Annotated in this window: 26 protein-coding genes and 1 tRNA gene; 7 read left to right on the forward strand and 20 right to left on the reverse strand. The window is 70.6% G+C overall.

The window, feature by feature from the left end; translation table 11 throughout:
• Positions 1-214: 214 nt before the first annotated feature.
• The 5 genes from AC1DYG_RS13260 to AC1DYG_RS13280 all read right to left on the reverse strand — a co-directional run bounded on the left by AC1DYG_RS13260 (position 215) and on the right by AC1DYG_RS13280 (position 7,071).
• The gene (locus tag AC1DYG_RS13260; RefSeq protein ID WP_477640493.1) at positions 215-1,078 is read right to left on the reverse strand and encodes a TatD family hydrolase; all 864 of its coding nucleotides are present in this window, start codon (positions 1,076-1,078) and stop codon (positions 215-217) included.
• Positions 1,065-2,915: a methionine--tRNA ligase gene (gene metG, locus AC1DYG_RS13265; protein WP_477640342.1), complete on the reverse strand. Its 1,851-nt coding sequence runs from the start codon at positions 2,913-2,915 to the stop codon at positions 1,065-1,067. Before metG ends, AC1DYG_RS13260 begins: the two co-directional genes overlap by 14 nt.
• A gap of 306 nt (positions 2,916-3,221) precedes the next feature.
• The gene (locus tag AC1DYG_RS13270; protein ID WP_477640343.1) at positions 3,222-4,085 is read right to left on the reverse strand and encodes a glycerophosphodiester phosphodiesterase; all 864 of its coding nucleotides are present in this window, start codon (positions 4,083-4,085) and stop codon (positions 3,222-3,224) included.
• 200 nt (positions 4,086-4,285) lie between these two features.
• Positions 4,286-4,960, reverse strand: coding sequence for a response regulator (locus AC1DYG_RS13275; RefSeq protein ID WP_477640344.1), 675 nt, complete (start codon positions 4,958-4,960; stop codon positions 4,286-4,288).
• The gene (locus AC1DYG_RS13280; RefSeq protein ID WP_477640345.1) at positions 4,957-7,071 is read right to left on the reverse strand and encodes a sensor histidine kinase; all 2,115 of its coding nucleotides are present in this window, start codon (positions 7,069-7,071) and stop codon (positions 4,957-4,959) included. Before AC1DYG_RS13280 ends, AC1DYG_RS13275 begins: the two co-directional genes overlap by 4 nt.
• A 208-nt stretch (positions 7,072-7,279) precedes the next feature.
• Between AC1DYG_RS13280 and AC1DYG_RS13285 the strand changes: the two genes are divergently transcribed.
• From AC1DYG_RS13285 to AC1DYG_RS13295, 3 genes are all read left to right on the forward strand, one after another.
• A complete protein-coding gene (locus tag AC1DYG_RS13285) occupies positions 7,280-7,918 on the forward strand; it encodes a hypothetical protein (protein WP_477640346.1) in 639 nt (212 codons plus the stop codon).
• A gap of 167 nt (positions 7,919-8,085) precedes the next feature.
• On the forward strand, positions 8,086-8,685 hold the full coding sequence (locus tag AC1DYG_RS13290) for a DUF4126 domain-containing protein (RefSeq protein ID WP_477616208.1): 600 nt from the start codon (positions 8,086-8,088) through the stop codon (positions 8,683-8,685).
• Between the two features lie 46 nt (positions 8,686-8,731).
• On the forward strand, positions 8,732-9,502 hold the full coding sequence (locus AC1DYG_RS13295; protein WP_477640347.1) for a CPBP family intramembrane glutamic endopeptidase: 771 nt from the start codon (positions 8,732-8,734) through the stop codon (positions 9,500-9,502).
• Here AC1DYG_RS13295 and rsmI read toward each other — a convergent pair.
• Positions 9,495-10,322: a 16S rRNA (cytidine(1402)-2'-O)-methyltransferase gene (rsmI, locus tag AC1DYG_RS13300; protein ID WP_477640348.1), complete on the reverse strand. Its 828-nt coding sequence runs from the start codon at positions 10,320-10,322 to the stop codon at positions 9,495-9,497. The two genes, AC1DYG_RS13295 and rsmI, sit on opposite strands and share 8 nt — an antisense overlap.
• A 50-nt stretch (positions 10,323-10,372) precedes the next feature.
• On the opposite strand from rsmI, the gene AC1DYG_RS13305 reads away from it, so the two are divergent.
• The gene (locus AC1DYG_RS13305; protein WP_477640349.1) at positions 10,373-11,929 is read left to right on the forward strand and encodes a dolichyl-phosphate-mannose--protein mannosyltransferase; all 1,557 of its coding nucleotides are present in this window, start codon (positions 10,373-10,375) and stop codon (positions 11,927-11,929) included.
• A gap of 38 nt (positions 11,930-11,967) precedes the next feature.
• On the opposite strand, the gene AC1DYG_RS13310 is transcribed toward AC1DYG_RS13305, so the two are convergent.
• The 5 genes from AC1DYG_RS13310 to folE form a co-directional block, all read right to left on the reverse strand.
• A complete protein-coding gene (locus AC1DYG_RS13310) occupies positions 11,968-12,804 on the reverse strand; it encodes a class II fructose-bisphosphate aldolase (protein WP_477640350.1) in 837 nt (278 codons plus the stop codon).
• Positions 12,801-13,727 (reverse strand): 1-phosphofructokinase family hexose kinase, encoded by a 927-nt coding sequence (locus AC1DYG_RS13315; RefSeq protein WP_477640351.1) that lies wholly within the window; start codon positions 13,725-13,727, stop codon positions 12,801-12,803. Before AC1DYG_RS13315 ends, AC1DYG_RS13310 begins: the two co-directional genes overlap by 4 nt.
• Positions 13,724-14,734, reverse strand: coding sequence for an ROK family protein (locus tag AC1DYG_RS13320; RefSeq protein WP_477640352.1), 1,011 nt, complete (start codon positions 14,732-14,734; stop codon positions 13,724-13,726). Before AC1DYG_RS13320 ends, AC1DYG_RS13315 begins: the two co-directional genes overlap by 4 nt.
• An 82-nt stretch (positions 14,735-14,816) precedes the next feature.
• Positions 14,817-16,040, reverse strand: coding sequence for an ROK family transcriptional regulator (locus AC1DYG_RS13325; protein ID WP_477640353.1), 1,224 nt, complete (start codon positions 16,038-16,040; stop codon positions 14,817-14,819).
• An 86-nt stretch (positions 16,041-16,126) separates the two neighbouring features.
• A complete protein-coding gene (gene folE / locus AC1DYG_RS13330; RefSeq protein ID WP_477640354.1) occupies positions 16,127-16,795 on the reverse strand; it encodes a GTP cyclohydrolase I FolE in 669 nt (222 codons plus the stop codon).
• A gap of 716 nt (positions 16,796-17,511) precedes the next feature.
• Here folE and AC1DYG_RS13335 point away from each other — a divergent pair.
• Positions 17,512-18,264, forward strand: coding sequence for a hypothetical protein (locus AC1DYG_RS13335; RefSeq protein WP_477640355.1), 753 nt, complete (start codon positions 17,512-17,514; stop codon positions 18,262-18,264).
• Positions 18,265-18,418: 154 nt separating this feature from the next.
• Here AC1DYG_RS13335 and AC1DYG_RS13340 read toward each other — a convergent pair.
• From AC1DYG_RS13340 to AC1DYG_RS13350, 3 genes are all read right to left on the reverse strand, one after another.
• Positions 18,419-18,491, reverse strand: a tRNA-Ala gene (locus AC1DYG_RS13340).
• Positions 18,492-18,591: 100 nt separating this feature from the next.
• Positions 18,592-19,473 carry an anti-sigma factor family protein gene (locus AC1DYG_RS13345; protein ID WP_477640356.1) on the reverse strand — a complete coding sequence of 294 codons (882 nt, stop codon included), beginning with the start codon at positions 19,471-19,473 and terminating at the stop codon, positions 18,592-18,594.
• On the reverse strand, positions 19,470-19,982 hold the full coding sequence (locus tag AC1DYG_RS13350) for a sigma-70 family RNA polymerase sigma factor (protein WP_477640357.1): 513 nt from the start codon (positions 19,980-19,982) through the stop codon (positions 19,470-19,472). Before AC1DYG_RS13350 ends, AC1DYG_RS13345 begins: the two co-directional genes overlap by 4 nt.
• Positions 19,983-20,126: 144 nt before the next feature.
• Between AC1DYG_RS13350 and AC1DYG_RS13355 the strand changes: the two genes are divergently transcribed.
• Positions 20,127-20,564 carry a DUF2231 domain-containing protein gene (locus AC1DYG_RS13355; RefSeq protein ID WP_477640358.1) on the forward strand — a complete coding sequence of 146 codons (438 nt, stop codon included), beginning with the start codon at positions 20,127-20,129 and terminating at the stop codon, positions 20,562-20,564.
• Positions 20,565-20,615: 51 nt separating this feature from the next.
• Here the strand turns inward: AC1DYG_RS13355 and AC1DYG_RS13360 are convergent, their stop codons facing one another.
• The 6 genes from AC1DYG_RS13360 to AC1DYG_RS13385 all read right to left on the reverse strand — a co-directional run bounded on the left by AC1DYG_RS13360 (position 20,616) and on the right by AC1DYG_RS13385 (position 25,847).
• Positions 20,616-21,539, reverse strand: coding sequence for a hypothetical protein (locus tag AC1DYG_RS13360; protein WP_477640359.1), 924 nt, complete (start codon positions 21,537-21,539; stop codon positions 20,616-20,618).
• A 10-nt stretch (positions 21,540-21,549) separates the two neighbouring features.
• Positions 21,550-22,212, reverse strand: coding sequence for a GNAT family N-acetyltransferase (locus tag AC1DYG_RS13365; RefSeq protein ID WP_477640360.1), 663 nt, complete (start codon positions 22,210-22,212; stop codon positions 21,550-21,552).
• Positions 22,212-22,721, reverse strand: a complete 510-nt coding sequence (locus AC1DYG_RS13370) for a MogA/MoaB family molybdenum cofactor biosynthesis protein (RefSeq protein WP_477640361.1) — start codon at positions 22,719-22,721, stop codon at positions 22,212-22,214. Before AC1DYG_RS13370 ends, AC1DYG_RS13365 begins: the two co-directional genes overlap by 1 nt.
• Complete coding sequence (moaC, locus tag AC1DYG_RS13375) at positions 22,718-23,149, reverse strand: cyclic pyranopterin monophosphate synthase MoaC (RefSeq protein WP_477640494.1); 432 nt, start codon at positions 23,147-23,149, stop codon at positions 22,718-22,720. Before moaC ends, AC1DYG_RS13370 begins: the two co-directional genes overlap by 4 nt.
• Before the next feature lie 68 nt (positions 23,150-23,217).
• Positions 23,218-24,438, reverse strand: coding sequence for a molybdotransferase-like divisome protein Glp (gene glp / locus AC1DYG_RS13380; protein ID WP_477640362.1), 1,221 nt, complete (start codon positions 24,436-24,438; stop codon positions 23,218-23,220).
• Positions 24,435-25,847, reverse strand: a complete 1,413-nt coding sequence (locus AC1DYG_RS13385) for a UTP--glucose-1-phosphate uridylyltransferase (RefSeq protein ID WP_477640363.1) — start codon at positions 25,845-25,847, stop codon at positions 24,435-24,437. The genes glp and AC1DYG_RS13385 overlap by 4 nt, the downstream gene beginning before the upstream one ends.
• A gap of 29 nt (positions 25,848-25,876) precedes the next feature.
• Between AC1DYG_RS13385 and AC1DYG_RS13390 the strand changes: the two genes are divergently transcribed.
• Complete coding sequence (locus tag AC1DYG_RS13390) at positions 25,877-26,491, forward strand: 5-formyltetrahydrofolate cyclo-ligase (protein ID WP_477640364.1); 615 nt, start codon at positions 25,877-25,879, stop codon at positions 26,489-26,491.
• The last annotated feature ends 60 nt before the right edge of the window (positions 26,492-26,551 follow it).

Consider the following 26,551-nt stretch of genomic DNA (forward strand, 5'->3'; position numbering starts at 1 on the left):
GAATGAGGGGTCGCTCTGAGCCGCCGTCGTGGCGGTTTTGAACAACCCCTGATCGCGTCGCCGGAGGGTCCGACCCCGGCCAACAGTCATCAACCATGACCGGCTTTTCGGCAAAGGTCAAATTTTGATAACGGTACCGTCAGCATTTGGCCAAGTCACAGACGTGGCATTTGCGCGGCCTGATACAGGCCTTGCCAGCCCCGAACAGGCCGGCTCACCAGGGGCCGTAGACCGCCTCGGACGTGTCGCTGACGGCCTGGCACAACGTGGGGACGGCGACGCCGAGGACCCCGGCCATGGCGCGGATCGTGTGCGGCACGAGGTAGGGGGCGTTGGGCGCCCCGCGCCAGGGCGCCGGCGTCAGGTAGGGGGCGTCGGTCTCGACCAGGACCCTCTCGATCGGGGTCACCGACAGGGCGTCGCGCAGGCCCTTGGCGTTCTTGAAGGTGACGGTCCCGGCGAACGAGAGGTAGTAGCCACGCTCAGCGCACGTCCTGGCCATCGCCATGTCGCCGGAGAAGCAGTGCATCACCGTCTTGGGTGGCGCGCCCTCCTCATCGAGGATGCGCAGGACGTCGTCGTGGGCGTCCCGGTCGTGGATCTGCAGCGCCTTGCCGGTGCGTTTGGCCAGGTCGATGTGCCAACGGAACGAATCCTGTTGCACCCCAACGCCTTCAGGGCCCGTGCGGAAGTAGTCGAGTCCCGTCTCGCCGATCACGCGCACCCTCGGGTGCGCGGCCAGCACCTCGATCTCCGCGTATGCCGCGTCGAGACTTCCAGCCTCGTCCAGCCTGGGCACCTCGTTGGGGTGAAGGGCAACGCCACCGAGCATCGCCGGGTGGCGGTCGACCATCTCCACGGTGAACCGGGCCCCGGGCAGGTCGCACCCGATCTGGACCAGCCGATCGACACCGACGGCCGTCGCTGCGGCGATGACCGCGCCGACATCGGCAGCCTCCTCGCCGTCCCGCGCGATGTCGAGGTGCGTGTGGTTGTCGACGACCGGGATCGGGAGCGGGTCCGGGGCGTCGGGCACCCTGCTGTGGCCGGCGCGCGGACCCGGGTCAGGCGTCGCCATCACCCGTGCCGTCGGACCCGTCATCAGGGCCCGGCGCATCCTTGCGGAGTCGGTCCAGCTCCTCGTCCACGACCGCCTCGTCGAGCTTGGTGAAGATCGGTGTGGGCTTGACCACAGGGGATCCGATCCGCACGGGGACCGACTCCCAGCGGGGCGTCTGGGTGTACTCGCCCGTCACCACCGGGTAGCTCCGGTCGGCGTCCTCGACGTCGAGCCCCGAGACGTCCTCCAACACCGGCATCGGCATGAAGGTGCCCTCGCCGCCGAACGCCGCGTGCACCGCGTTGGACGACGACGGGAGGAACGGCGCCAGGATGCGGTTGAGGTCGGCCACGCACTGGGTCAGCGTGTGCAGCACCGTGGCCAGCCGCTCGCGCTGGTCCTCGCCCTTGAGCTTGAAGGGTTCGGTGTCGGTGACGTACTTGTTCACCTCGCCGACGGTCCGCATGGCCTCGGCCACCGCAGCCTTGATCCGCTGCTTGGCCAGCAGGCCACCCACGGCGTCGAAGGCGGCCAGCACCTTGGCCCGCACCGTCTCGTCGACGGGTTCGAGCGCGCCGGGCTGCGGGATCTCGCCGAAGTTCTTGGCGACCATGGCGGCCGTGCGGTTGACGAGGTTTCCCCACCCGGCGACGAGCTCGGAGTTGTTGCGCTGCACGAACTCGGCCCAGGTGAAGTTGGCGTCCTGGTTCTCCGGGCCGGCCGCACAGATGTAGTAGCGGATCGCGTCCGGGCCGTAGCGGTCGAGGACGTCGCGGATGTAGATGACGTAGCCGCGCGAGGTCGAGAACTGCTTGCCCTCCATCGTGAGGTACTCGCTCGACACGACCTCGGTCGGCAGGTTGAGCACCCCGAACTCACCGGGCTCGCCCCCGCGAGCCCCGCGACCGGCATACCCGAGGAGCTCGGCCGGCCAGATCTGGGAGTGGAAGGTGATGTTGTCCTTGCCCATGAAGTAGTACGACAGCGCCTCGCTGTCGTTCCACCACTCGCGCCACCGATCGGGCTCGCCCTGGCGGCGGGCCCACTCGATGGACGCGGACAGGTAGCCGACGACGGCGTCGAACCAGACGTACAGCTTCTTGGCCGGGTTGTCGCGCCACCCCTCGAGCGGCACCGGGATGCCCCAGTCGATGTCGCGGGTCATCGCGCGCGGGCGGATGTCGTCGAGGATGTTGAGGCTGAACTTGATCACGTTCGGCCGCCACGTACCGCTCGCCTCGCGGCCCTCGAGCCACTCACGCAGCGCATCGGCCAGGGCCGGCAGGTCGAGGAAGAAGTGCTGGGTCTCGATGAACTCGGGCGTCTCGCCGTTGATCTTGGACTTCGGGTCGATCAGGTCGGTGGGCTCGAGCTGGTTGCCGCAGTTGTCGCACTGGTCGCCGCGGGCCTCGGGGTAGGAGCAGATCGGGCAGGTGCCCTCGATGTAGCGGTCCGGGAGCGTGCGGCCGGTCGAGGGGCTGATCGCGCCGCTGGTCGTCTGTTCGACCATGTAGCCGTTCTTCCAGACCTGGGTGAAGAGCTCCTGCGCGACCGAGTAGTGGTTGGCGGTGGTGGTGCGCGTGTAGAGGTCGTAGGAGCAGCCGAGGTCAGCCAGCTCTGCCGCGATGATGGCGTGGTTGCGGTCGACGAGCTCGCGGGCGGTCACGCCCTGCTGATCGGCGAGGACGAGGATCGGGGTGCCGTGCTCGTCCGACCCGCTGACCATGAGCACGTCGTGGCCCGCCATCCGCATGTAGCGGCTGAACACGTCGGAGGGCACGGCGAACCCGGCCACGTGGCCGAGGTGCCGCGGGCCATTGGCGTACGGCCAGGCGACAGCAGACAGGACTCTCATACGACGACAGCCTGAGGACACGAGCGACGAAGGAGCGAGGCCCGGAAGGCGGAGGAGGATGAGAAGACAGGCTCGGTGCTCACCCTCGAATCCTAGGGGTGGTCGCCAAACCGGTCTCGCCCGCGCCGGTACGCCGCCTTCCCGACTTGTTGCCCGCTGATCGTCACAACACCCCGGATTAGTGGCCCTCGTGACCACCGGAGAGCAACAAGTTGTTGCGTCGGCGGCGCCATAGCGCTGGCGCACCGTGCCCCGGTATGCCGCGTGGGCGGCATACCGGGGCGGGGTCGGCAGGTGTGGGCCGGGTCAGCTCTTGCGGAGGATCTCCCTGAGCACGGAGGGGTAGTCGGTGATGATGCCGTCGACTCCCCAGGCGATCCCTCGGCTCATGTCGCCACCGAAGTTGACCGTCCACACGTGGATGTCCAGGCCGAGCTCGTGGGCCCGGACGACGATGGCCTGGTCGATGTTGCCGAGGGCCGGGTGCACCGAGTCGAGCCAGGTGCTGGCCGCGACGAGCTGCTCGTCCGTGGGGCGGGTGTAGTAGAGCAGCCCGACCGGCACGTCCGGCGCCAGGTCGTGGTAGGCCCGCAGCCACCCTTCGTCACCGGCCTGCATGATGACCCGGTCGGCAGCGAGTGCCTTGGTGAAGGCCGGGATCGAGCGCAGTTCCTTGTCGATGTCACGTTCGATGCCCGGGAAGGCCCACGGGTCCTTGGCCTCGAGCAGCATGCCGGCTCGGGAGCCGACCGCCTCGACCCACTCGCGCAGCGTCGGCACCTTCTGGCCGGCGTACTTGGCACTGAACCACGAACCGGCGTCGAGCTGCTTGATCTCCGCAAGGGTGAAGGTGGAGACATTCCAGGGCGAGCGGTCGGGGAAGACCTGCTCGACGTTCGTGGTCCGGGCCAGGGTGAGGTCGTGCATGATCACCAGCGCGCCGTCACTGGTGCGCATGATGTCGTTCTCGATGTAGTCCGCGCCCTGCTTGAGGGCGAGCTCGACCGAGGCCAGGGTGTTCTCTGGCGCCATGGCACCCGAGCCACGGTGGGCGATCACGGCGACCTTGGTGTCGTCGGGCGAGTCGGCTGCGGTGGCCGTCGCGGGTGCCAGTCCCAGCACTGTGGCGGATGCCGCCAGCACGATGGCGATTCTGTGCGTTCCCTTCATGGGTCCACAACTCCTTCGGTGTGGTGGATTGTCCCGATGTAAGCGGTTACATCCGGATTGGGGAACCCTGCCAGAGGCAGCGCCGATCCGGGGAGATACCGCCGCGTCAATCGGTGAGCGGTCGTCACCGAGCACGCGAGTGACCGCCGACCGGTCAGTCGCGCGGGCTCCACCGGGTCAGTCGCGCTGGCCCATTCCGGTCAGTCGCGCTGGCCCATTCCGGCGTCGCGGGCCCGGATGATGACCTCCGCGCGATCGGTGGCCTGGAGCTTGGACAGGATCGCCGAGACGTTGTTGCGGACCGTCTTGGGCGCGAGGTAGAGCTCGGCGGCGATCTGGCCGTTGCTGCGCCCTGCGGCGATCAGGTCGAGCACCTCCCGCTCGCGGTCGGTGAGCATCGGGAACTCGGTGGCCCGGCGCGACGACGACGGCGACAGCAGCTCACCGATCCGTGCTGCCAGCGAGGCGCCGAACACCACGCCTCCCCCGGCGACCGCGGTGATGGCGCGCACCACCTCGTCCTGCGCCGCGCCCTTGACGAGATAGCCACGCGCTCCGGCCCGCATCGCCGAGAGCAGGGTCCCGTCGTCCTCGCCCATCGTGAAGACGAGGACGCCGACCGACGGTTGCGCAGCCAGCACCTGACGGGTCGCCTCGATGCCGTTGACGTGGGGCATCTGGATGTCCATGACGATGACGTCCGGACGGTGTTCGGCGGCCAGCGCCACGGCCTCGGCCCCGTCGGCCGCCCGGGCCACGACCTCGATGCCGGGGTGTGGTTCGAGGAGCGTCGCGAGGCCGTCCCGGAAGATCGGGTGGTCGTCGGCGATCAGCACCCGGACGGGGCGGTCACTGGTGTCACGATCCTCGCTCATGCGCCTCCACCCGTCGGCAACCACGCGCGGACGGTCGTGCCACCGCACGGCGGGCACAGCACTTCGTACCGGCCCCCCAGCTCCTCCACCCGCTCACGCAACGATCGCAGACCCACCCCCGCGACGACGTCGGCCGCGATGCCGCGGCCGTCGTCGCGCACCTCGACCTCGAGATCGGTCGGTCCGGTCACGAGCGACACGGTGCACGTGCGCGCTCGCGCATGCCGGGTCACGTTGGTGAGCGCCTCCGACACGATCCGGTATGCCGCGACCTCCACCGCCGCGGGCAGGCCCGCCACGGCGTCCGCCTCCACGATGACCTCGAGCCCGGCCGAGCGGCTGCGGTCGGCCTGTTGCTCCACCGCGGCGAGCAGGCCGAGGTCGTCGAGCGCCGGTGGCCGCAACCCGTGGACCAATCGGCGCACGTCAGCGAGCGCCTCGGTGATCTCGGCGCGGGACTGCACGACCAGGCGGTGCGCCGTCTGCGGGTCGGTCGCGACGGCGTTGCCCGCGGCATCGAGTCGCATGGCCACCCCGCCGAGCACCGGCCCGAGGCCGTCGTGCAGGTCGCGACGGATCCGGCGGCGGTCCTCCTCGCGCGCGAGCACGAGCTGCTCACGGGACTCCTGGAGCTCCCGCGCCAGCAGGCTGCTCCGCACGGCGATGGCAGCCTGCCTGACCACGTCGATCAACAGGGCCTGGTCGCGCCTCGACAAGATGGCGCGGATCCCGCCCTCGGGCAGCTCGATGGAGCCGATCCGCTGGCCGCGGTACCCGATCGGAAACGACCGTGTCGTCCCGGGTGCCGTGCCGTGGGTCGCGGACAGACCCTGACCCGCGGTGCTGAGGACCTCCACGCGCACGTACGACACCCGGAAGGCCTCGGCGACCGTGGAGGCGAGCGCCGGCAGCTGCTGTTCGAGGCCGCCGGACTCCTCGAGGCGCGCGGCCAGCGCCGAGACCACTTCGTAGCGTTCGCCCCGGCGACCCATGAGCCGGCGGCGCACCAGCGTCGTGAGCCAGCTCCGCAGCGGGCCGTAGGCCGCGACGGCCAGGACGAGGACGACCAGCGTCACCTGGCGCTCCTCGAACCGGTCTCCGAGCAGCCGGCTGGCCGTGGCGAGCACGACGAGGTCGAGCGCCACGACGCCCGCCGCGATCCCCCCATAGACCAGGGTGCCGCCGACCAGCGCGTCGATGTCGCCGGTCTGGGGCCTGACCACGCCGATGACGAGCGAGACACTCGTGACCGCGAGCGCCGTGACGAGGGCGGCGAGCCCCAGCGGGCCGCCGAGGTCCAGCAGCATCACCCCGCCCGCGAGCAGGCAGACGATCGCGGCCCACAGCAGCCACCGCAGCTGGGTCCGCTCGACGCCCTCGGCGCGGGCGTGCCGCGCGAAGACCACCGCCGCAGCGAGGGGCAGCGCGAGCATCGTCACCACCTGGGCGACATGGACGAGGCCGGTCGCGACGGAGTCGGTGAGCGGCAGGGCCACCTGCGGGAACAGCCGCACCACCTCCGCCGGCAGCTCCTCGCCGTAGATGATCCGGTCGGGCGCGAGCAGCAGCGCGATGGGCAGTGTCACCGACATGACGACGGCCAGGACGGCGACCACCCGCCAGCGACCGGCGAGCGGGCGCCCGGTCGGGTAGAGCACGAGCAACAGGGGCAGCGCGACCAGCAGGAAGGACCCGACCTCGGCGAAGAACCAGTAGGCGAACCCGCTCAGCGGGAGGACGGGTTGTGCGTGCAGGCCGACCACGGCATACGACTCACTCAGACCGTCGACCGCCCAGAACACACCGGTGCCCGCCAGCAGGAGCCCGATCACGTGCCACCTGCGGTAGGCCAGGATCACGGCCCCGCACAGACCCACGAGCGCGCCGATGAGCCCACTGACGACGCCACGTTCGCTCACGTAGACCGCGCGCTGGGCGTCAGTGGCCTGCGCATCGAGCACGACGCACCCGACGACGATCCCCACGAGGACCAGCACCAGCACCGCGGGCACCAGGACCGCGCGCGGGCGGCGACCCAGCTCGGGCAACACCGGCCCGGGCACGGCCGACTCCGCGGTCGCGGATGCGCGCAGGGCGGGAACGGCGGTCACCTCGTCAGTGTGCCAACGGCGCCGTCCCGTCGTCACGGGTTTGGTGTCCCGAGCGAGCGGGACATTTCCCGGGACTAGAGAGGGGACACCGCTCCCTGCCGGGCGGGTCACCGGCCACCGCAGAGTTCTCGGCAACGGCACCGACCGGGTGCCGACCCACCACGGACGAGTGCCGAACAGTCGGCACCCCGGATCAAGGAGAACCACGATGTCCGTCACCCAGACGCCCGCCCCGGCCCGGTCCGACCTGGCCACCACCCCATCGACCGACCCGTCGACGCGGCTCGTCGACCGTCCGTACTTCAAGCACGGCAGGATGCTGACCGTCGGCGCCGTCGCGTGGTCGAGCATGATCGTCGTCTTCGGCCTCAACGCCGAAACCACCGCCTACCGGTACGCCCACAACGCCAGCTCGTTCCTCTTCCAGGTTGGCGTGCTCGCCCTGGTGCGGGTGCTGTGGCGCACCAAGGCGATCGGCGCCGGCAAGGTGGCCCGCACGGTGCTGCGCATCGAGATCGGTGCCCTCGCGCTGGCGATGGCCTCGACCGCCTCGGACTTCTTCGGCCTCACCGACCTGGACAACCCGGCCTCGCTCGCGCTCGACATGTTCTGGCCGATCTCGATGCTCGGCATGTTCCTCATCGGTGTCCGGATCGCCGTCGCCGGCCGCTGGCAGGGCCTGTCCCGCTTCTGGCCGATCGTGGCCGAGAGCTGGGCCGTCGTCACCGTCCCGACCATGGGGATCTTCGGCGAGGGCGCGGCGCGGTGGGTCGGCGCGGCGCACCTGCTCGTCGGCTACGCCGTCCTCGGCCAGATCGTGGCGCGCAAGGAGGCGGACGACCGCTGAGCCACCCAGCAGTCAGGGGGACGACACCCGGGTATGCCGCGCGCGGACTCCGCGCGCGGCATACCTGCCTCTCGTGGTCGGGGACGGCGACGGAACCGCGCATTTCGCACCGGCGTCGAGTAGACATGTCTTTCACAGGTGCACCGCACCCGCACAGGAGGTGGCCGATGATCGCCGCACTGACCGGCATGGGGCTGTCCGCGGCAGCGGGTCTCAACGCCTACATCCCGTTCCTCGTCGTCGCCCTGGTCGCCCGGTTCACGGACTTCATCACGCTGCCGCAGTCGTACGCGTGGATCGAGTCGTGGTGGGCCATCGGCATCGGTGCGGTCCTCCTGCTCACCGAGGTGGTGCTCGACAAGATCCCCGCGATCGACACCGTCAACGACGCGGTCCAGACGTTCATCCGGCCGAGCATGGGTGGTCTGATCTTTGCCGCCACGTCTGCCGCCGAGGGTCTGGACCACTCGTCCTGGATGACCAACAACCCGTGGGTCGGCGTGATCCTGGGCGTCATCACCTCTGGGCTGGTGCACGGCGGGAAGACCGTGGCCAGACCGGCCATCAACGCCGGCACGCTCGGGTTCGGGGCGCCGGTGGCGTCGACCGTGGAGGACGGGGCATCGATCGGACTGAGCCTCGTGGCCGTGTTCATCCCGGTGCTGGTGATCCTGTTCCTCGTCCTGCTGGCGTGGCTGCTCATCTGGTTGTGGCTCAAGGTCCGGCGATGGCGCAAGCGACGCGACCGGCGCGCCGCGCTGGCATGAGCCCAACCGTCAGGGTTCGCCCAGCCTGCACCACCAGACTGGGCGCATGACCGTCGCCGACGCAGCCCCCACGCGCCGCTCCCTCGTCTCCGAGACGGTCCTCGTGCTGGGGGTCAGCCTGGGTGCGAGCGGCGTCTGGGCACTGCTGTCGCTGGTCAACAAGCTGACCCAACCGGTCGCGCTCAACCGGCAGACGACGGCGATGAACTCCTCCGTCACCCCCGACCGGCCCTGGCTCGACCTGGCCTACCAGCTCGTGGGCATCGTCCTCGCCCTCGTGCCCGTCGCCCTCGCCCTGCACCTGTTGTCCCGTGAGCGCCCCGACGCCCGGCACGCGATCGGCGCGGACCTGCGCCAACCGGGGCGCGACCTGCTCCGCGGGGCGCTGCTCGCAGCTGCGGTGGGACTGCCGGGACTCGGCCTCTACGCCGCGGCGCGCGCGCTCGGGCTCAACACCACGATCGCCGCGGCGAACCTCGCCGACCAGTGGTGGACCATCCCGGTGCTGGTCCTCGCCGCTGTGCAGAACGCCGTGCTGGAGGAGGTCGTGATGGTCGGCTACCTCTACACGCGATGGCTCCGGGCCGGTTGGTCGCTGCCCGTCGTCATGGTGACCTCGGCGCTGATCCGCGGGTCCTACCACCTCTACCAGGGGTTCGGCGGCTTCGTCGGCAACCTCGCCATGGGGCTGCTGTTCGGCTGGGTCTACACCCGCACCCGACGGGTCGGCCCCCTCGTCGTGGCCCACACCCTGCTCGACATCGTCGCCTTCGTCGGCTACGCCCTGCTCAAGGACCACCTCGCCTGGCTCAGCTGATCCCCGCTTCTCCCCGCCACGTGCGCGACGACCCCTTCGCAATACGGCGGTTGCGCGGCAAAACGGGGCTTCTAGCCCCCGTTTTGCCGGGCAGGGCCTCCTCGACGGTCGTCACCGTCGGCGTCGCCCCCGCCACCACGACGGTGATCTCTCCCCGGACCCCGTCGGCCGCCCAGACCGCCAGCTCGGCCAGGCCCCCGCGACGGACCTCCTCGTAGGTCTTCGTGAGCTCGCGGCAGACGGCTGCCCGACGATCGGCCCCGAAGGCCTCGGCCATGGCGACCAGCGTCGCGTCGATGCGGTGCGGAGCCTCGAAGAAGACCATCGTCCGCCGTTCGTCGGCGAGGGCTGCGAGGCCACGCGCCTTCTCCCCCGCCTTGCGTGGCAGGAAGCCCTCGAAGCAGAACCGGTCCACGGGCAGGCCCGAGACGGCGAGCGCCATGAGCACCGCACTGGGGCCGGGCACGCAGGTGACGCGGATCCCGGCGGTGACCGCGGCGTCGACGAGCCGGTACCCGGGATCGGACACGGACGGCATACCGGCATCGGTCACGACGACCACCCGCGCGCCCGAGCGAAGGCGCTCGACCAGGTCGGGCGTGCGCGAGGCCTCGTTGTGCTCGTGGTAGCTGAGCACCGAGCCGGCCGGGGAGATGCCGAGGTCGGCGCACAGCCGGCGCAACCGGCGCGTGTCCTCCGCCGCGACGATGTCGGCCGTGGCGATCTCCGCCGCGAGACGCGGGGCTGCGTCGCGGGGGTCACCGATCGGGGTGGCCGCGAGGACGAGGACGCCCGGGTGGGAAGTCGCGTCGGAAGTCACCTCGCCATCCTGTCAGGGGCGCCGCAGTTCCAGTGCATACGATGGCGCGCATGACCCGCATCGAGCTGCTGCGATCTCGGCTGCTCGGATACAGGCCATCGGACACCCTGTGGGGATGGCTCGGCCCGCTCTTCTTCGCGGTCGTGGGCGGTGGCATGCGGTTCTGGTCACTGGCCCGTCCGCACCAGCTGGTCTTCGACGAGACCTACTACGTCAAGCAGGGCGTCTCGATGCTCGAGTACGGCGTCGAGATGCGGGTGCCTGGCACCATCAAGAAGCCGGACGAGCTCTTCACGCGCGGCACGCCGGATGTCTTCGGGACAGAAGGGGACCTGGTCGTCCACCCCCCGGTGGGCAAGTGGATCATCGCGGCCGGGGAGCACCTGTTCGGGCAGACGTCGTCGTTCGGCTGGCGATTCTCGGTGTGCGTGCTGGGGACGTTGTCGATCCTGATGATCGGGCGTGCGGCGCGACGGATGTTCGGGTCGACGATGCTGGGCACGATCGCGGCGTTCCTGGTCGCCTTCGAGGGCCACCACTTCGTCCAGTCACGCACCGGACTGCTCGACCTCATCGTGATGTTCTGGGCACTGGCGGCGTTCTGCGCACTGCTGATCGACCGCGATCGCTCCCGAGCCCTGCTCGCCGAGCGCGCGGCCGGGTTGTCGAACCACGCGCTCGCCTCCGGTCTGGGGCCGTGGCTCGGGGCCCGCCCGTGGCGCTGGGTGGCCGGCATCTGCCTGGGCCTCTGCGCGGGGACGAAGTGGTCGGGGCTGTTCTTCCTCGTGGCCTTCGGGCTCATGACGGTCCTGTGGGACATGGGCGCCCGTCGTGCCGTGGGCGTGCGGCACTGGTTCTCGGGAATGGTCGTCCGGGACGGGCTGTGGGCTGCCCTCGTCATGTGCACGACGGCCGCTGCGGCCTACCTCGCGTCGTGGGTGGGCTGGTTCGCGTCCAGCACCGGCTACGACCGGCAGTGGGGTCGGATCCACCCGTCGCACGACACCCCGTGGGTGCCTGACGCCTTGCGCTCGCTGTGGCGCTACCACCAGGAGATCTACAAGTTCCACGTCAACCTGCACGACAACCACCCGTACCGGACCAACCCGTGGTCGTGGGTCATCCAGGGACGGCCGACGTCGTTCTTCTACGAGGGCCCGAAGCGTGGCGTGGACGGCTGCCTGGTCGCCCAGTGCTCCAAGGCGATCACCTCGATCGGCACGGTCTCGATCTGGTGGCTCGGCGCGGCCGCCATCTTCGTGCTGGCCTTCTACTGGCTGTTCAAGCGTGACTGGCGTGCGGGCGGCATCCTCGCCGGGCTGGCCGGTGGCTACCTGCCCTGGTTCGGGCTCGAGGAGCGCACCATCTACTCGTTCTACACGGTGGCCTTCGAGCCGTGGATCATCTTCGCGGTCGTGTTCGTGCTGGGCTTGGCCCTGGGGACGCCCACCGACTCGTGGCGGCGTCGGGAGATCGGTCTGTATGCCGTGGGCGCCTACTGCGTGCTGACGCTGGCGATCTTCGCGTTCTTCTGGCCGATCTACACCGCGCAGGTGATCCCGCAGAGCCAGTGGTCGCTGCGGATGTGGTTCCCCAGCTGGGTGTAGTGGATCGGCCTGGCAGACAGGGCGGGCGACTCAGCCGGTCACTCCCCGGCGAGCAGGCGCAACAGCCGCGCCGCCTCGACGTGAACCGCTGACCGACCGGCGCCGAGGTAGCGGCGGGTGTCGACGACGGACGGGTTGTCGGCGAGATAGTCCCGCACAGCCGCCGTGAACGCGGAGTTGAGGTGCGTCGCGATGTTGACCTTCGTCATGCCGTGGGCGACGGCGGCAACCAGGGACTCGTCCGCGACACCCGAGGAACCGTGCAGCACCAACGGGACCGGCACGGCGGCGCGGATGCGGGCGATCAGCTCGAGGTCGAGCGTCGCCGTGCGGCTCGTCATGGCGTGGGACGAACCCACCGCGACCGCCAGGGCATCCACTCCTGTGTCAGCGGCGAAGGCTGCGGCCTGGGCCGGGTCGGTGCGGACCCCCGGCGCGTGCACGCCGTCCTTGCCACCGATCTCGCCGAGCTCGGCCTCGACCGAGACCCCGGCGTCGTGGCACCGCACCACGACCTCGTGCGTCGTCGACCGATTGCTCGCGTCGTTGAGCTTCGAACCGTCGAACATCACCGACGTGAAGCCCAGCCCGATGGCCTCGTCGACCAGCGCCACGCTCTCGGCGTGGTCGAGGTGCAGCACGCACCGGGCCGACGATGCCTCGGCAATCGCCTTGGTGGCCAAGGCGATCGGCGCCAGAGCCCCGTGATAGCGCGCGGCGTTCTCACTGATCTGTAGCACCACGGGCAAGCCGGTCTCCTCGGCAGCGCCCACCAGGGCCTCGGCGTGCTCGACCTGGATCACGTTGAAGGCCCCGACACCGCGGGCGCGCGTCGACGCCTCGCTCAGCACGTCGGCGAGGTTCACCAGGGTCATCGAGAGTCCTCCACGAGGGTCTGCGTCTCCAGTCGGGAGACGTCCGTCGGATCCACCACACCGGCCACCGGCTGGAGCACCGCTGCGCTCGACCACGCCACGGCGTCGCGCAGGACCAGGTCGTGCGGGCGACCTCCAGCGAGGCCGGCCGCCAGCGCCGCGACCACCGCGTCGCCGGCTCCGGTGGGGTTTCCGGCCAGCGGGGCGTCCAGCCGGGCATGTATCGCGGTGCCGTCCGCGGCATACCAGGTCAACCCGTCGGGGCCGGCCGAGACGACCACGTCGCGGGCACCCAGGGCGCGCAGCGCCTCGACGCCCGCGGTCACGTCGTCGGCCACGGTGGCCTCCGCGAGCTCGACGCGGTTGGGCTTGACGATGTCGGGCCCGGCCGCGAGGGCGCGGCGCAACGGCTCGCCGTCGGCGTCCAGGATGACAGCGGTTCCGGCGTCGCGACACAGGCGCACGAGGGCCGCATATCCGTCGACCGGGACGCCCGGCGGCAGGCTGCCGGCCAGCACCACGACGGACGCACCGGTCTCGGCGACCAGGTCGCCAACGTGGTCGAGCAACCGGCGCCAGGACTCGGGCGACTGCTCCGGTCCGGGCTCGTTGAACACGGTCGCGTCGCCCTCGGACGTCGAGACCACGGTGAGGGTGCGGCGCGCCTCGCCGTCGGATGCGGCGAACGAGTGGCGCAGGCCGCGGGCGTCCAGGTCCGCCCGGATCAGCGCGCCGGTGGCCCCGCCGGCGCCCCCGGTGACCAGGACGTCGTGGCCGCGGGCGGTCAGAACCGAGGCGACGTTGACTCCCTTGCCCCCCGCGCGCTCGGTGACGGCCCGCACGCGGTGACTGGTATGCCGCGTGAGCGCGTCGACCTCATAGGTCACGTCGAGGGCGGCGTTGGGGGTGACGGTGATGATCACAGGGCGTCCCAGATGAGGCAGGCGGCCCCGAGCGACCCGGCGCGGTCACCGAGGGCCGCGCGCTCGATGGTGGGCGGCCGTTGGAAGGTGAGGCGGGCAGCGACGTCCTCGCGCAGCGGAGCGAGCAGCACCTCGCCACTCTGGGACAGCCCGCCTCCCACGAGGACGAGGTCGATGCCGGTGAGGGTGACCGTCATGACGACCGCCCGGCCGAGCGCGCTGACCGCGGCTGCCCACACCGACGAAGCCAGGGGCTCCCCCGCGGCGGCGCGGGCGGCGATGACCTCGGCCGAGAGCGCCCCGGGGCGTCCCGGGGACTGCTCGGGCGACTGCTCCTGAGGCTGCTCCTGGGACTGCTCCCGAGACTGCTGGGCGTAGGTCCGCTCGATGGCGCCGGCGGAGGCCAGCACCTCGAGGCAGCCTCGCTGGCCACAGCGACACCTGGGACCCGTCGGGTCGACGACGACGTGGCCCAGCTCGCCCGCCCAGCCGTCGCCGGAGACCACGGCGCCGTCGAGCAGGAGGGCACCGGCGATGCCGGTGCCGAGCGGCATGAACAGGGCCTGCCGGCGGCCCCGCGCGCCGCCCAGTCGCGACTCGGCCAGCAGGCCCGCCCGCACGTCGTGCCCGACGGCGACGGGCAACCGCAGGAGGGACGCGACGCCGCCGCGGATGTCGAGGTCCCGCCAGCCGAGGTTGGCGGAGTAGACGCCGATCCCGCGCGCCTCGTCCACCAGACCGGGCACGACCACGCCGCACCCCACGAGGCGTACCGCCCGGTCAGCAGGCAGGGCGGCCAGGAGCTCCTTCACGGTGGCGGCGACCACGCTCCCGAGATCGGCCCCGATGTCACTGGGTGTCGGCGCCGTCGTCTGCACGAGGACCCGGTAGTCGCGGTCCACGAGGGCGGCCTTGATCCGGGTGCCACCGATGTCGACGGCGGCAACCACCGCAGAGGCAGCCGGGAGCAGCTCGGAGGGATCAGCCGTCCCTGCGATCGCGGCCATGCTGGACCTCGTGTTCATCGATTCATTCGGTGCTCGAATTATCTCGTCAGCGGACTGTCGGTTGTCAAGGTGCGACCGGTTGTCACGGTGCGACCACGCCCGGATCGTGGAAGACCGCGTCGAGCGAGTAGTGCGCTCCGCCCCGGGCCGCCGAGGTGAGGCCGAGCGTGGACCCGACCACGCGGCATACCTCGGCGGTGGGGTTGAGTCGGCGCTGGACCACGACTTCGGCGACGGGGGCGACCAGCTGCTCCTCGAACCAGGCGAAGTAGCCGCCGAGGACGACCAGACCGGGGTCGAGCACGTCGACGAGGATCGACACGCCTGTGCCCAGGCCCTCGGAGATCGTCGCCAGCGCGGCCAGGGTGCGGGCGTCGCCGTCCAGGGCACGTCGACGGAGCTCCCGCAGGCGGTCGTCGAGGGGCCGCCCGGGGTTGTGCACGACATCCGACTCGTCCGCCGCGAGCCTCAGGAAGGCAGCGAGTCCGACCATGGTCTCCCAGCAGCCCCGACGTCCGCAGGCGCAGCGGCGTCGGGCCGGGTCGAGGGGCAGGTGGCCGATCTCGCCGGCAAAGCCCTGGGCGCCTCGCAGGATGCGGCCGCCGGCGATGATGCCTCCGCCGACACCCACGTCGCCGGAGATGTACAGCAGGTCGGTGACGCCGTGGCCCGCGCGCAGGGCGTGTTCGGCCACGGCTGCCAGCGTGGCGTCGTGCTGGACCGAGATCGGCGAAGGCACCAGTCCGAGAATGCGTGCGACGTCATCGACCAGGGCGACGTCACGCCATCCCAGATTGGGCGCGAGCCGAACGCGCCCGCCGTCGCTGTCGATGAACCCGGGGGCGGCGACGGTGATGCCGACACACTGGACTCCTGCTGCGCCCAGGGAGGCCAGCGCGTCGTCGAGGAGTTCGCAGGCACGGGCGATGGTGTCGCCTGCGGCGAGGTGGGCGGCGTCGATGGGACGCGTCGACTCGCGGATGACGGTGCCCGAGAGGTCCACGGCGATCAGGCTGAGGTAGTCGACGTTGATCTCGAGCCCGAGCCCGCACACCCGTCGTCCGTCGAGGCGGACGGTGAGTCCCGGGCGGCCCACGGCACCGGCCCTGTCGGGCTCACCCTCCAGGACCAGGCCGCGGTCGACGAGGTCGGCGATGAGCGTCGACATCGTGGCCTTGGACAGGCCCGTCTCGGCGGCCAGTCGGGCCCTCGACCTGCCGCCTCGGTCACGCAGGTGCCGCAGGATCAGCCCCATGTTCGCGCGGCGCATCGAGGCGGGGTCGGTGCGGCCTTCGGCATCCTGCAACGCACACCCTCCTGACCTGACCGGGGTCTGCGCGCCCCGTTCCGGAGAAGGCTAGCAAGAGTTAGTTCACCGGGTGGCCTAACTGCTCAGGCACCGATTCCCGCCAGCGCGAAGAACTCGTGCCGGGATCCGGGGTCGTCGCGCAGCTGGCCGTGCAGGGCCGAGGTCACCGTGCGTGAGCCGGAGGCTCGGACCCCACGAAGTGACATGCACAGGTGCTCCGCCTCGATGACCACCCCGACCCCACGGGGCGACAGGTGCTCCTGCAACCAGACCGCGACCTGCTTGGTGAGCCGCTCCTGGACCTGCAGGTCGCGGGCGAAGAGCTCGACCACGCGGGCCAGCTTCGAGAGCCCGAGAATCCGGTCGCCCGGCAGGTAGCCCACCGTGGCAGTCCCGTGGAAGGGCAACATGTGGTGCTCGCAGAGGGACTGGATCGGGATGCCCCTGGCCAGCACCAGCTCGTCGTAGCCCTCGTCGTTGGGAAAGGTGGTGAGCTCGAACTCGCGGGGGGTGAGCAGCTCGGCATAGGACGCTGCCACGCGACGCGGAGTGTCGGCGAGGTGCACCGTGGAGGGGTCCTTGCCCAGGGCGGTCAGCAGGTCGGCGACCGCGCGCTCCGCGGCGGCGACGTCGATCTCGGGCCGGCCATGGACGACGTGCAACTCCCGCGCACGAGGCGACTGCACCTCGTTTCGCGCCGACCGGTCAGGAGCCGAACGGAGTCCGCTGGCGAGGTGCGTCTGTGCAGTCATGGCAACCCTTCTAAAGAATATCTTGCTCTACTTTAGAACGGCCAGGCCGCCGAGGGCAACACATGGACGGGGACCGGGGAGCGACCGCGCGGCCAAGGGGCTCTCGCGGGTCGCGCCACGCCTGGAACTTGCACTTCATGCTCGATGCCGCTATAAATTTACGCCCATGACTAGTCCAAACGGACTAGTCACTTTGGTGGAGTCTCAAGCGTCACTTTGGTGGAGTCGCTCGCGATTCTGCCGAGGAGCGATGGAGACGCTGGCCAGACTGCTAGCGAGCTCGGGCACCACAGTCGACCTGGTCGACTCGGTGGCCCGTGATGCTGATAGCACCGCGCAGGGTGCGCACTGCGGCCAAGGCCCCAGCTGTTGCATGGAGTTGTTTGCAATCTCCTTCCATCGAACAGCCGCTGGTCCAAATCGGGCCGCGCCCAGACTGCTGGAGTTTTTATATGCGCATGCGACATACCCCTGCTACCGAACGAGTCATCACCGGGACCGTTGATCGACGAGCGGTCGTGGCTGGCGCCGCTGCCCTCTTCGGAGCGTGGGCTCTTCCCCTTGACGGCACCCGACTGTGGCACGGACCGAAGCGGAAGCCGAAGCCGGTGTCCTCGACCTCTACGGCCACTGCTACGACTACCCCAACGTCGACGGCCACTACGACGGCTTCGCCTACGACTACGGCTCCGACGACTGCGACGACGACGGCCCCGATGGTGGGTTATCCCAGCGCGGCCAACACCGGCCACACCACCCCGAGGACGTCCCTGACCCCGAGGTCAGGTTTCGCCACGACGGCCAACGGTCAGGTCATCGAGGGTCTCGACATCACGGGCGACATCACCGTCCTGCACTCGAACGTGACGATCCGGAACTGCCGCATCCAGGCCACCGGCCTCTACGCCGTGTCCGTCAGGGCCTCGGGGACGCGTCTGGAAGACCTCACGCTCATTGGGCACCCCACTGCCGGGCTCGCCTGCGTGGGGATCCAGGGTGCGGGCCAGTACGTGATGCGCCGCTGTGACCTGTCGGGAACCATGCAGGGTCTCTACTTCGACAACTACTGCGAGATCTACGACTCCTACCTGCACGACATCGTGTACAAGTCCGGTGCTCACTGTGACCAGATGTTGTCCACGCAGACCCCCCCGGTCGGCGTCATCATCAAGCACAACACGTTGAAGCTGCACCTGACGCAGACGACCCTGTGCTGGGTCGGCGACGCCCGAGTGGGCGCCTATGAGGTGTTGTTCGAGGACAACTGGCTCGCGGGCAGCGGGTACTCGCTGTACGCAGGGCCGGGTAAGGGCGCGGGCGTCCGGGTGCTCAACAACAAGTTCAGCACCGAGTACTACCCCGACTGCGGCTACTGGGGCGTCTGCACCGACTGGGTGGCCACGGGCAACCAGTGGTCGGGCAACGTGTGGGCCGATGGCCCGAACGCTGGCCGCACGATCAACCCGTAACGACGAGACGTCGCGTCGCGTCCCCCGACATGGACGCGATGACTCACGAAGGGACCCGAGCCGAATCGGCTCGGGTCGGCGGCTCCTCGAATCACTCCGTTCGATAACGCAGAGAAGGACCCACGAAAAAGTGTGTGGGTCCTTCTCTGCGTTGTGGAGCTGAGGGGATTCGAACCCCTGGCCTTCTCATTGCGAACGAGACGCGCTACCAACTGCGCCACAGCCCCTGATGCGGACGAAACAATAACACCAGCACGGGGTGCGACGGAAAACGGTGGTGCGCCCCGCACTATGCCGTGCCCCCCAGTGGGGCACGGCATAGGCAGCTCAGGTCAGGCTGGCTCGCATCACTGTGTGGCCGGTGTCGACCTGGCGGATCTCCACGGCCGCGATCTGAGCGACCGGAAGGGTCGACACCCCGACCGGATGCATGATCCGGTCCGGCCGTGCCGTCCAGTCACGCAGCTCGGTGGCCCGCCCGGCACGGTCCACGACCCAGATCGCGTAGTCGATGCGGTAGTCGCCACCGGCCCCGTGCCCAGTGCCGCTCGAGCCCCCAGTCCCGCTCGAGCCCCCAGTGCCGGTGCCGGTCGTGCTGCCCACACTGCCGGTCTGGCGCGCGTACTGGCACTCCACGCGCAGCTCGGTCCCGTTCGCCGTGGGCACGACGTCGACGACCGCCGTCATCAGGGACGGTTCGACCGCCGTGAAGGCCAACCGCTCCGCGCCGACGACGCCCCCTGGCCGCGTCGATCCTGTCGTCGAACCGGTGCCGCCGGAAGGTGTGCCGTCGCGCCAGGCGTTCGAGGCGGCATACCCGCCGACGCCTCCGATGAGGAGGGCGGCCGCTGCGGCGGCCACGGGAGCCAACCAGGTGCTGCGTGGCAGCCCGCTCGGTCGGGTCGGGAGCGCGGGCATCAGCGAGGCTGGGGGCTCGAGGCTGAGGACGTCACCCTCCCCGTCTGCGCCGCCCGCACCGCCCGCACCGCCCGCACCTCCAATGACGCCCGTGCCCCCAAGGTCCATGGCGAGGACCTCACCCGGCGGCAGCTGCGCGAGCAGCCCCGGCAGGCCGGCCAGCTCGGCCACCGCGGCACGGCACGCCGGACACCCCGAGAGATGCTCTTCGTACTCGCGCCGCTCGCCAACGGCGAGGGCACCCAGCACGTAGGCCGCGTCCCAGTCGGCGTAGTCGTCGTGGGTGCTCATCGGCCGGTCACCCCCTTCTCCTGCAGGACCAGTCGCAGGCTGCGCAGTCCGTAGTGGAGCCGCGACTTCACGGTCCCCTCCGGCACCCTCAGCTCGGCCGCGATCTCGGCCACGGTTCTCCCTTCGTAGTAGGCGGCCGCGATGACCTGCCGGTGTTCTCGCGAGACGGAGCCGAGCGCATCGGTCAGCAGCCAGCGGTCCAGGACCTCGCCGGACCGGTCCCCCACACCGGGCTCGACGAAGTCGATTCCCGCAACCTCGTGTCTCTGCGCCGCACTGCGCCAGCGGTCCACCACCAGGTTGCGCACCACGGTGAACAGCCAGGCTCGTGCCTGTTGTTCGGAGCGGGTCCCCAGTCCGGGGTCGCGCCAGGCCCGCAGCAACGCCTCCTGCACGACGTCCTCGGCGACCTGCGGGTCCCGGGTCAGCCGCAGCGCAAACCTCCAGAGCTCCGAGGCATGGCGGTCGTGGAGACTCTGCAGGGCCACTTCCCGCTGGCTCGTCGCCACGTCCGGCTTCCTCCCGCCCAGTCGACGTCCCGCCACTCGACACGACCGATCCTCCCCGCACCGGGGACTCGCCGTAAAGGACGAAACACCGACGCCTGGGGTTCACCCGGTGAACCCCAGGGAGCTCGGCTACGTTCCTCCGTCATGGAGATCAACGGACTTCCGGCCCACGTCCTGCTGGTGCATCTCGTCGTCGTGCTGCTGCCGTTGACCTCCGCGGCCGCAGTGCTCGTGAGTGCCTGGCCTGCCGCCCAGCGGAAGCTGACCTTCCTGGTCCCCCTCGGCGCGGTGATCGGCGCGATTGCCGTGCCCATCACGACCCGGGCCGGCAACGAGCTCGCCGCCAAGCTCGGCAACCCGCCCTTCCTCAAGGATCACGAGAACTACGGCGACAAGGTGCTCCCCTGGGCCGTGGCCCTCGCCGTGACGACGCTCGCCCAGTGGCTCTACCTGCGGCGCGGCACGGCCACGCTTCCGCGAGTCGTGCTGGGGCTGCTCGTCGCCGCCAGCGCCATCGGCACCGGGACCCTGGTGGTGCTCACGGGCGACTCGGGCGCCCAGGCGGTGTGGGGCAACCGCTAGGTCGACGACCGCGGGAAGCCTGCAGCACCCCGAAGACCCACGACGCGAGGGTCAGGCGCCGGCGACCCGACGCTCGGGGAGCTCCTCGTATGCCGCGTACTCCGTGTCCGCGTCGCCCACCAGGTCGGCGGAGGTCGGGGCGGGACGGGTCACGCGGGACTTCATCGTGTAGGTCGGCCGCGGCACGGGCACGGGGTCCCAGGTGAGGGGGATGTCGTCCTCGTCCACGAGTGGACGCGCAGGGATCTGCACGGCTTCGGGCGTGACCGCTGCAGGCACAGCCACGCCCGCGGCTCCCGCCTGGAAGTCGAACAGCTCCGGCCTGGCCGGCTGCGCGGCGACCTCTGGCTGGACGTCGACGACTGCCTCGACCTCGGCGACCGGCTCGACCTCGGCAGCTGCCTGGGCCGTCACCTCGGAAGCGGTCGGTCGCGACTGAACGAGCCGCTCGGAGCGCTCCGAACGGGCGGGACGGGACGCGAGACGGGAGCGACGTTCGGCCTGGGCCGCGGCACGTGCCCAGGCAACGGCACCACCGACGGAGACCACGGGCACGAGGAGGGTGAGCAGCGGGAGCAGTGAGAGCGCCACGAGCGGCACGGCCACGACGACCGTCGACAGGGCGCCCACCATGATCATGGCCCGGTTGCGGCGGGCCACTGCGGGGTTGCTCCGGGGAACCGTCGACTCGGTCTCCCGTGGCGTCGACACCTCGGCCTGGGCGTTCTCGGCACGCTTCACGAGCACCTGGGGACGCGCGGCACGCGCGGGAGTCACGGCATACGACCGCGGTTGCGGTGTCGAGAGGTTGGACGCGGGCAGGGGGCTGCGGCGTTCGAGGACGCGCATCGACTCGGAGAACTGGTCGACCGAGCGCGCGGTGGCGAGGTGCTCGCGGCGACGGACCCAGTACTGCACGAAATAGGCAGCCCAAACCGCGATGATGACGAGGAAGACGAGACTGCTGGGCTGCACGGATACGAGGCTAGGTCTCTTGCGTGGGCGCACCGGGGACGTGGGGCGGTGTGTCGCCAATGTGACTGGTGTGGTTGGTGTGCAATCGCTCGAGCAGGGTTTGTCCACCCAGATCCTCGGTCGTCACGGCGAAGGTCCGGTGGTCGCGCCAGGCCCCGTCGATGTGCAGGTATGCCGCCCGCACCCCTTCGTCGCGCAAGCCGAGCTTGCGCACGACGGCCAGGCTGTTGGCGTTCTCGGGGCGGATGTTGACCTCGATCCGGTGCAGCCCCATCGAGCCCAGGGCGTGGTCGCCGGCCAGGGCCAGGGCCACGGGGGCGATGCCGCGCCCGGCGACCGTCTCGTCGACCCAGTACCCGGCCGAGGCCGACAGCAGCGACCCGTACGAGATGCCGAACAGCACCATCTGGCCCACGATCCGACCCTCGGTCCGGATCGTGAGGGGGAGCATCCGCCCTTCCCTCGCCTCCGTGCGGTAGTGCCGCACCAGCCCGGGAAACGAGAGGTAGTGCGGTGCCTGGCCGGGCGAGGTGGCGTCCCAGGGCCCCAACCACTCCCGGTTGCGGCTCCGGACCTCGGTCCACTCGCTCCGGTCCCGACGACGCAGCGGGTCGAGCAGCAGCTGCTCCCCGCCCGGGGTCTGTCCCCGGAGCTCGACGGGCCAGAGGGCCATCAGTGGTCGCCGCCGCGAATCTGCGAGAGTGCGTGCGGCAGCACGGCTTCGAGCACCCCCAGCCCGTCGCGGACCCCGCCGGTCGACCCGGGCAGGTTGACGACCAGCGTGCTGCCCGCGACTCCCGCCAGCCCGCGCGACAACGCCGCCGTGGGCACTCCGGCTGCGAGCCCGGCGCCCCGGATGGCTTCGGCCAGGCCGGGGACCTCGCGGTCGAGGACGTCCCGCGTCGCCTCTGGAGTGCGGTCCGTGGGCGACAGCCCCGTGCCACCGGTGGTGACGATCACCCCTGGTATGCCGGTCAGGGCCTGCGCGAGCGCCTCACCGACGGCGGGGCCGTCAGGCACGACGACGGCGTCGCCCACCTCGAAGCCCCATCGTCGCAACGCTTCCACGATGAGCGGGCCACCGCGGTCGGGATAGACACCACCGGCGGCGCGGGTCGAGCAGGTGATGACGACGGCCAGGTTGTTGTCGGGCGGGGTGCTGCCGTGCGGCGCCTCGGTCACGACTCCTCCACCCAGTCGCCGGAGCGGCCGCCGGACTTGGCGGTCACCCGGATGTCGGTGATCCGCGCGTGCTTGTCCACCGCCTTGACCATGTCGATGAGGGCCAGTGCCGCGACGGCGACCGCGGTCAGGGCCTCCATCTCGATGCCGGTCCGGTCGGCCGTGCGCACCGTGGCGCCGATGTCGACGCCGTCATCGGCCACCGCCAGGTCGACCTCGACCGCGTGCACGGCGATCGGGTGGGCGAGCGGGATCAGCTCAGGGGTGCGCTTGACGGCCTGGATCCCGGCGATCCGCGCCACGGCGAGCGCGTCGCCCTTGGGGACGTTCCCGTCGCGCAACGCGGCCACGGCGGCGGGCGACAGCAGGACGCGACCTGCCGCTGAGGCCTCCCGTGCGGTCACGTCCTTGGCGGATACGTCGACCATGTGCGCCGACCCGTCGGGGCGCACGTGCGTGAGCCCGGAAGGCTGTGGCCGCTCGGCCGGGTCGAGGCTCACATCCCCTCCCGGCCCAGCAGGGGCAGGCAGAGCAGCTCGTCGCCCGCGGCGACGTCCGCGACGTCCTCGGGGATGACGGCCAGCGCGTCGGCCGCTGCGAGCGCACCGAGCATGTGGGAACCCTGGCCACCGGCGAGTCGGGCCTGGTCGTCATCGAGGATCACCCGCACGAACTCCATCTTGCCCCTGACCGAGCCGAACGGCTCCGCAGCCACGGCTGGGACGTAGCCCGGCGGGTAGGACGGTTCGGGGCGGCCAGCCATGGCCCGCAGCGCCGGCGCGACGAAGACGTGGAACGACACCAGAGCGCTCACGGGGTTGCCGGGCAGCGTGAACACCGGCACCTGCTCCTCACCGAGCACCCCGAAACCCTGGGGCATGCCGGGTCGCATCGCGACCTTGTCGAACTGCATCGTGCCGACGCGGGACAGGACTTCCTTGACGGTGTCGAAGGCTCCCATCGAGACCCCGCCGGTCGTGATGATGACGTCGGCGCGGACGAGCTGGCCTTCGAGGGTCTCCATCAGGGTCCGGGCATCGTCGGGGACCCCGCCGACCCGGAAGGGAGTGGCGCCCACCGCGGTGACGGCAGCGGTCAGCATGACCGAGTTGGAGTCGACGATCTGGCCGAACCCCGGAGTCCGACCCACCTCGACGAGCTCGTCTCCGGTCGAGATGACGACGACCCGCGGACGCGGGACGACCCGCACCCGGGCGATTCCGGCCGCTGCCAGCAGGGCGATCTGGCCTGGACCCAGCAGGGTGCCACGGCGCAGGACGACGTTGCCGGCCTCGACGTCCTCGCCGACCTCGCGCACGTGTGACCCCACGACGCGGCGCTCCCGGATCTGCACCCGGACCACGCCACCGTCGGTCGCCTCGACGGGCACGACGGCGTCGGCGCCGTGGGGCATGGGGGCGCCGGTCATGATCCGCATGGTCTGGCCGGTGGCGAGCGACCACGCCTTGGTGTTGCCCGCGGCGATGTCGTTGACGACGGGCAGCACGACCGGGTTGTCGGCTGTGGCGGTCGCGATGTCGGCCGCGTGCACGGCATACCCGTCCATCGCGGAGTTGGTGAAGCCAGGCAGCGACCCACGGGCCTGGACATCGGCCGCGAGGATGCAGCCCTGGGCATCGAGGACACCGAGCTCGAACGGCGGGATCACCTTGACGGTGCTCAGGATTCGATCCAGGTGCTGCTCGACGCTGATCACGAGGTGGTCGCTCCTTCTGTCGGAGGCAGGGTGCTGCCGTCGGGGATGGTGCGCGGCTCGTCCGTCTCGACCAGCACGTCGCCCACACAGCGGACCTCGGAGCCAAAGGTCACGTCGCCACGGACCGTGAGGGAGGTGCACTCGAGCATGGAGGGGGCGCCGGCGGGGAACCGGGCGTCGAACTCGTGGATCAGCGTGTAGTGGTCGTCGAGGTCGACCCGAGGATCGGGGCGCGTGGACTGCGCCACCACCTCGTACCCGTCTCCGAAGCCGTAGAGGTCGGACCTCAGCATGAGCAGCTCGTTGGTCGTCTTCACCGGGCGGAACCGGCGCCGGGGCACGTGCAGGGCTCGTGACCCGTCGAACACCTCGATCGCCGTCCCCATGGCCGACTCGACCTGGATCACCGGGGTCGAGTCCTTGCGACTGGGGTCGACGGTCTTGCGGTTGACGATGATGGGCAGTCCGAGGACGCCCTGGCGGGCCGACATCTGGGCGTCGAGCGCGTCGAGGTCGACCCACAGGTTGTTGGCGTGGAACAGCGTGTGCCTGTCGGTGTCCTGGAAGTGCTCCTGGTCCTCGGGTGCCACCATCGCGCTCTCGCGCAGCACCACCCTGCCGTCGCTGCGACGCACGGCCAGGTGGCCACCCTTGCGGTCATTGGCGGTGCGCTCGCACACCTCGGAGACATAGGGGATGGACTCGCGTGCCATCCACGCAGGGATCGCAGGGTCACAGGTCGCGCCGAGGTTGTCGGAGTTCGAGATGAAGGCGTAGCGAAATCCCTTGTCCCGCAACGCCTTGAGCACACCACTCGCGACCAGGGCCACATAGACGTCGCCATGGCCGGGAGGGCACCACTCCAGATCGGGGTCGTCAGGCCACGACACCGGAGTCAGGTCGTCGGCTCGCAGCTTGGGCTCGGCGTTCTGCAGGAAGTCGAGCGGCAGCCCGTCGATGGCAAGTTCGGGGTACTCGGCGAGGGCTGCCAGCGACTGCTCGCGCGTGCGGAAGGAGTTCATCAGGACGAGCGGGACCTCCACGCCGTGGCGCTCGCGCAGGGCCAGCACCTGCCTGGCCACGACGTCGAGGAAGGTCAGCCCGTCGCGGACCTCGAGCACCGACTTCGGACCGGACAGGCCCATGCTCGTGCCCAGGCCGCCGTTGAGCTTGACGACGGCCGTGCGGGCCAGCGCCCGCGCCATCTCGTCGTCGTGCGCAGCGTCGTCGACGGCGATGCTCTCGAGCGTCGTCACGTCGCGCAGCGGCTCGATGTCGGCCTCCGCGATCAGGCCTGTCCTGCCCGCCTCGAGCTGGGCATAGGCGTCCTCGAACACGTGGATCGCCATCGGGTCGACCCCCCGCTCGGTCATGCGTGTGACCGCCCGCGCCAGCCCTTCCTTGCCCATGACGGGCAGCCTAGTGGGACGATCTTGAGGTGCCCGCGTCCAGCAAGACCGCCGTGCGACAGCGCCTGAGCGCGTTGCGGCGCGAACGCGTGCCGGAGCGCGACCGGGCCCGCGACGCGGAGGAGCTCGCGCTGTCCGCCCTCGAGCTCGTGTATGCCGCGGGCCTGGTCCGTGGTGACTGGGTCGCCGCCTTCGAGGCCACGGCTCTGGAGCCGCCCACGGAGGGGATCATCGAAGCGTTGTCCGCGCGCGGCATACGGGTGATGGTGCCGGTGACCCTCGAGGACTGGGACCTGGACTGGCGCCGGGTGGGCAGCGAGGAGTCGCTGGGCACAGAGGCGTCGCTGGGCAAGGAGGCAACGTTGGAAAAGGAGGAATCCCTGGGCAAGGAGGCCATCGCCCGGGCCGCGGTGGTGTTCCTGCCGGCCCATGGCGTGGACCGGTCGGGGACCCGGATCGGGCGCGGCAAGGGCTGCTACGACCGGGTCATCCCCCGGACCAGCGCGCACCTGGTCGCGGTGGTGCACCCGTGGGAGCTGCTCGACGAGGAGCTGCCGAGCGAGCCCCACGACCGCCGCGTGCACGCGGCCATGACAGCCGAGCTCGGAGTCGTCGAGCTGGGAGCAGGGCCGTCAGGCGCCTGAGGGACGGGCCCGGCCGGCACGCCACCCTCACCACGCAGACGTCAAGCGCCTTGACGGCGG

Source organism: Pedococcus sp. P1_H8 (assembly GCF_056405175.1).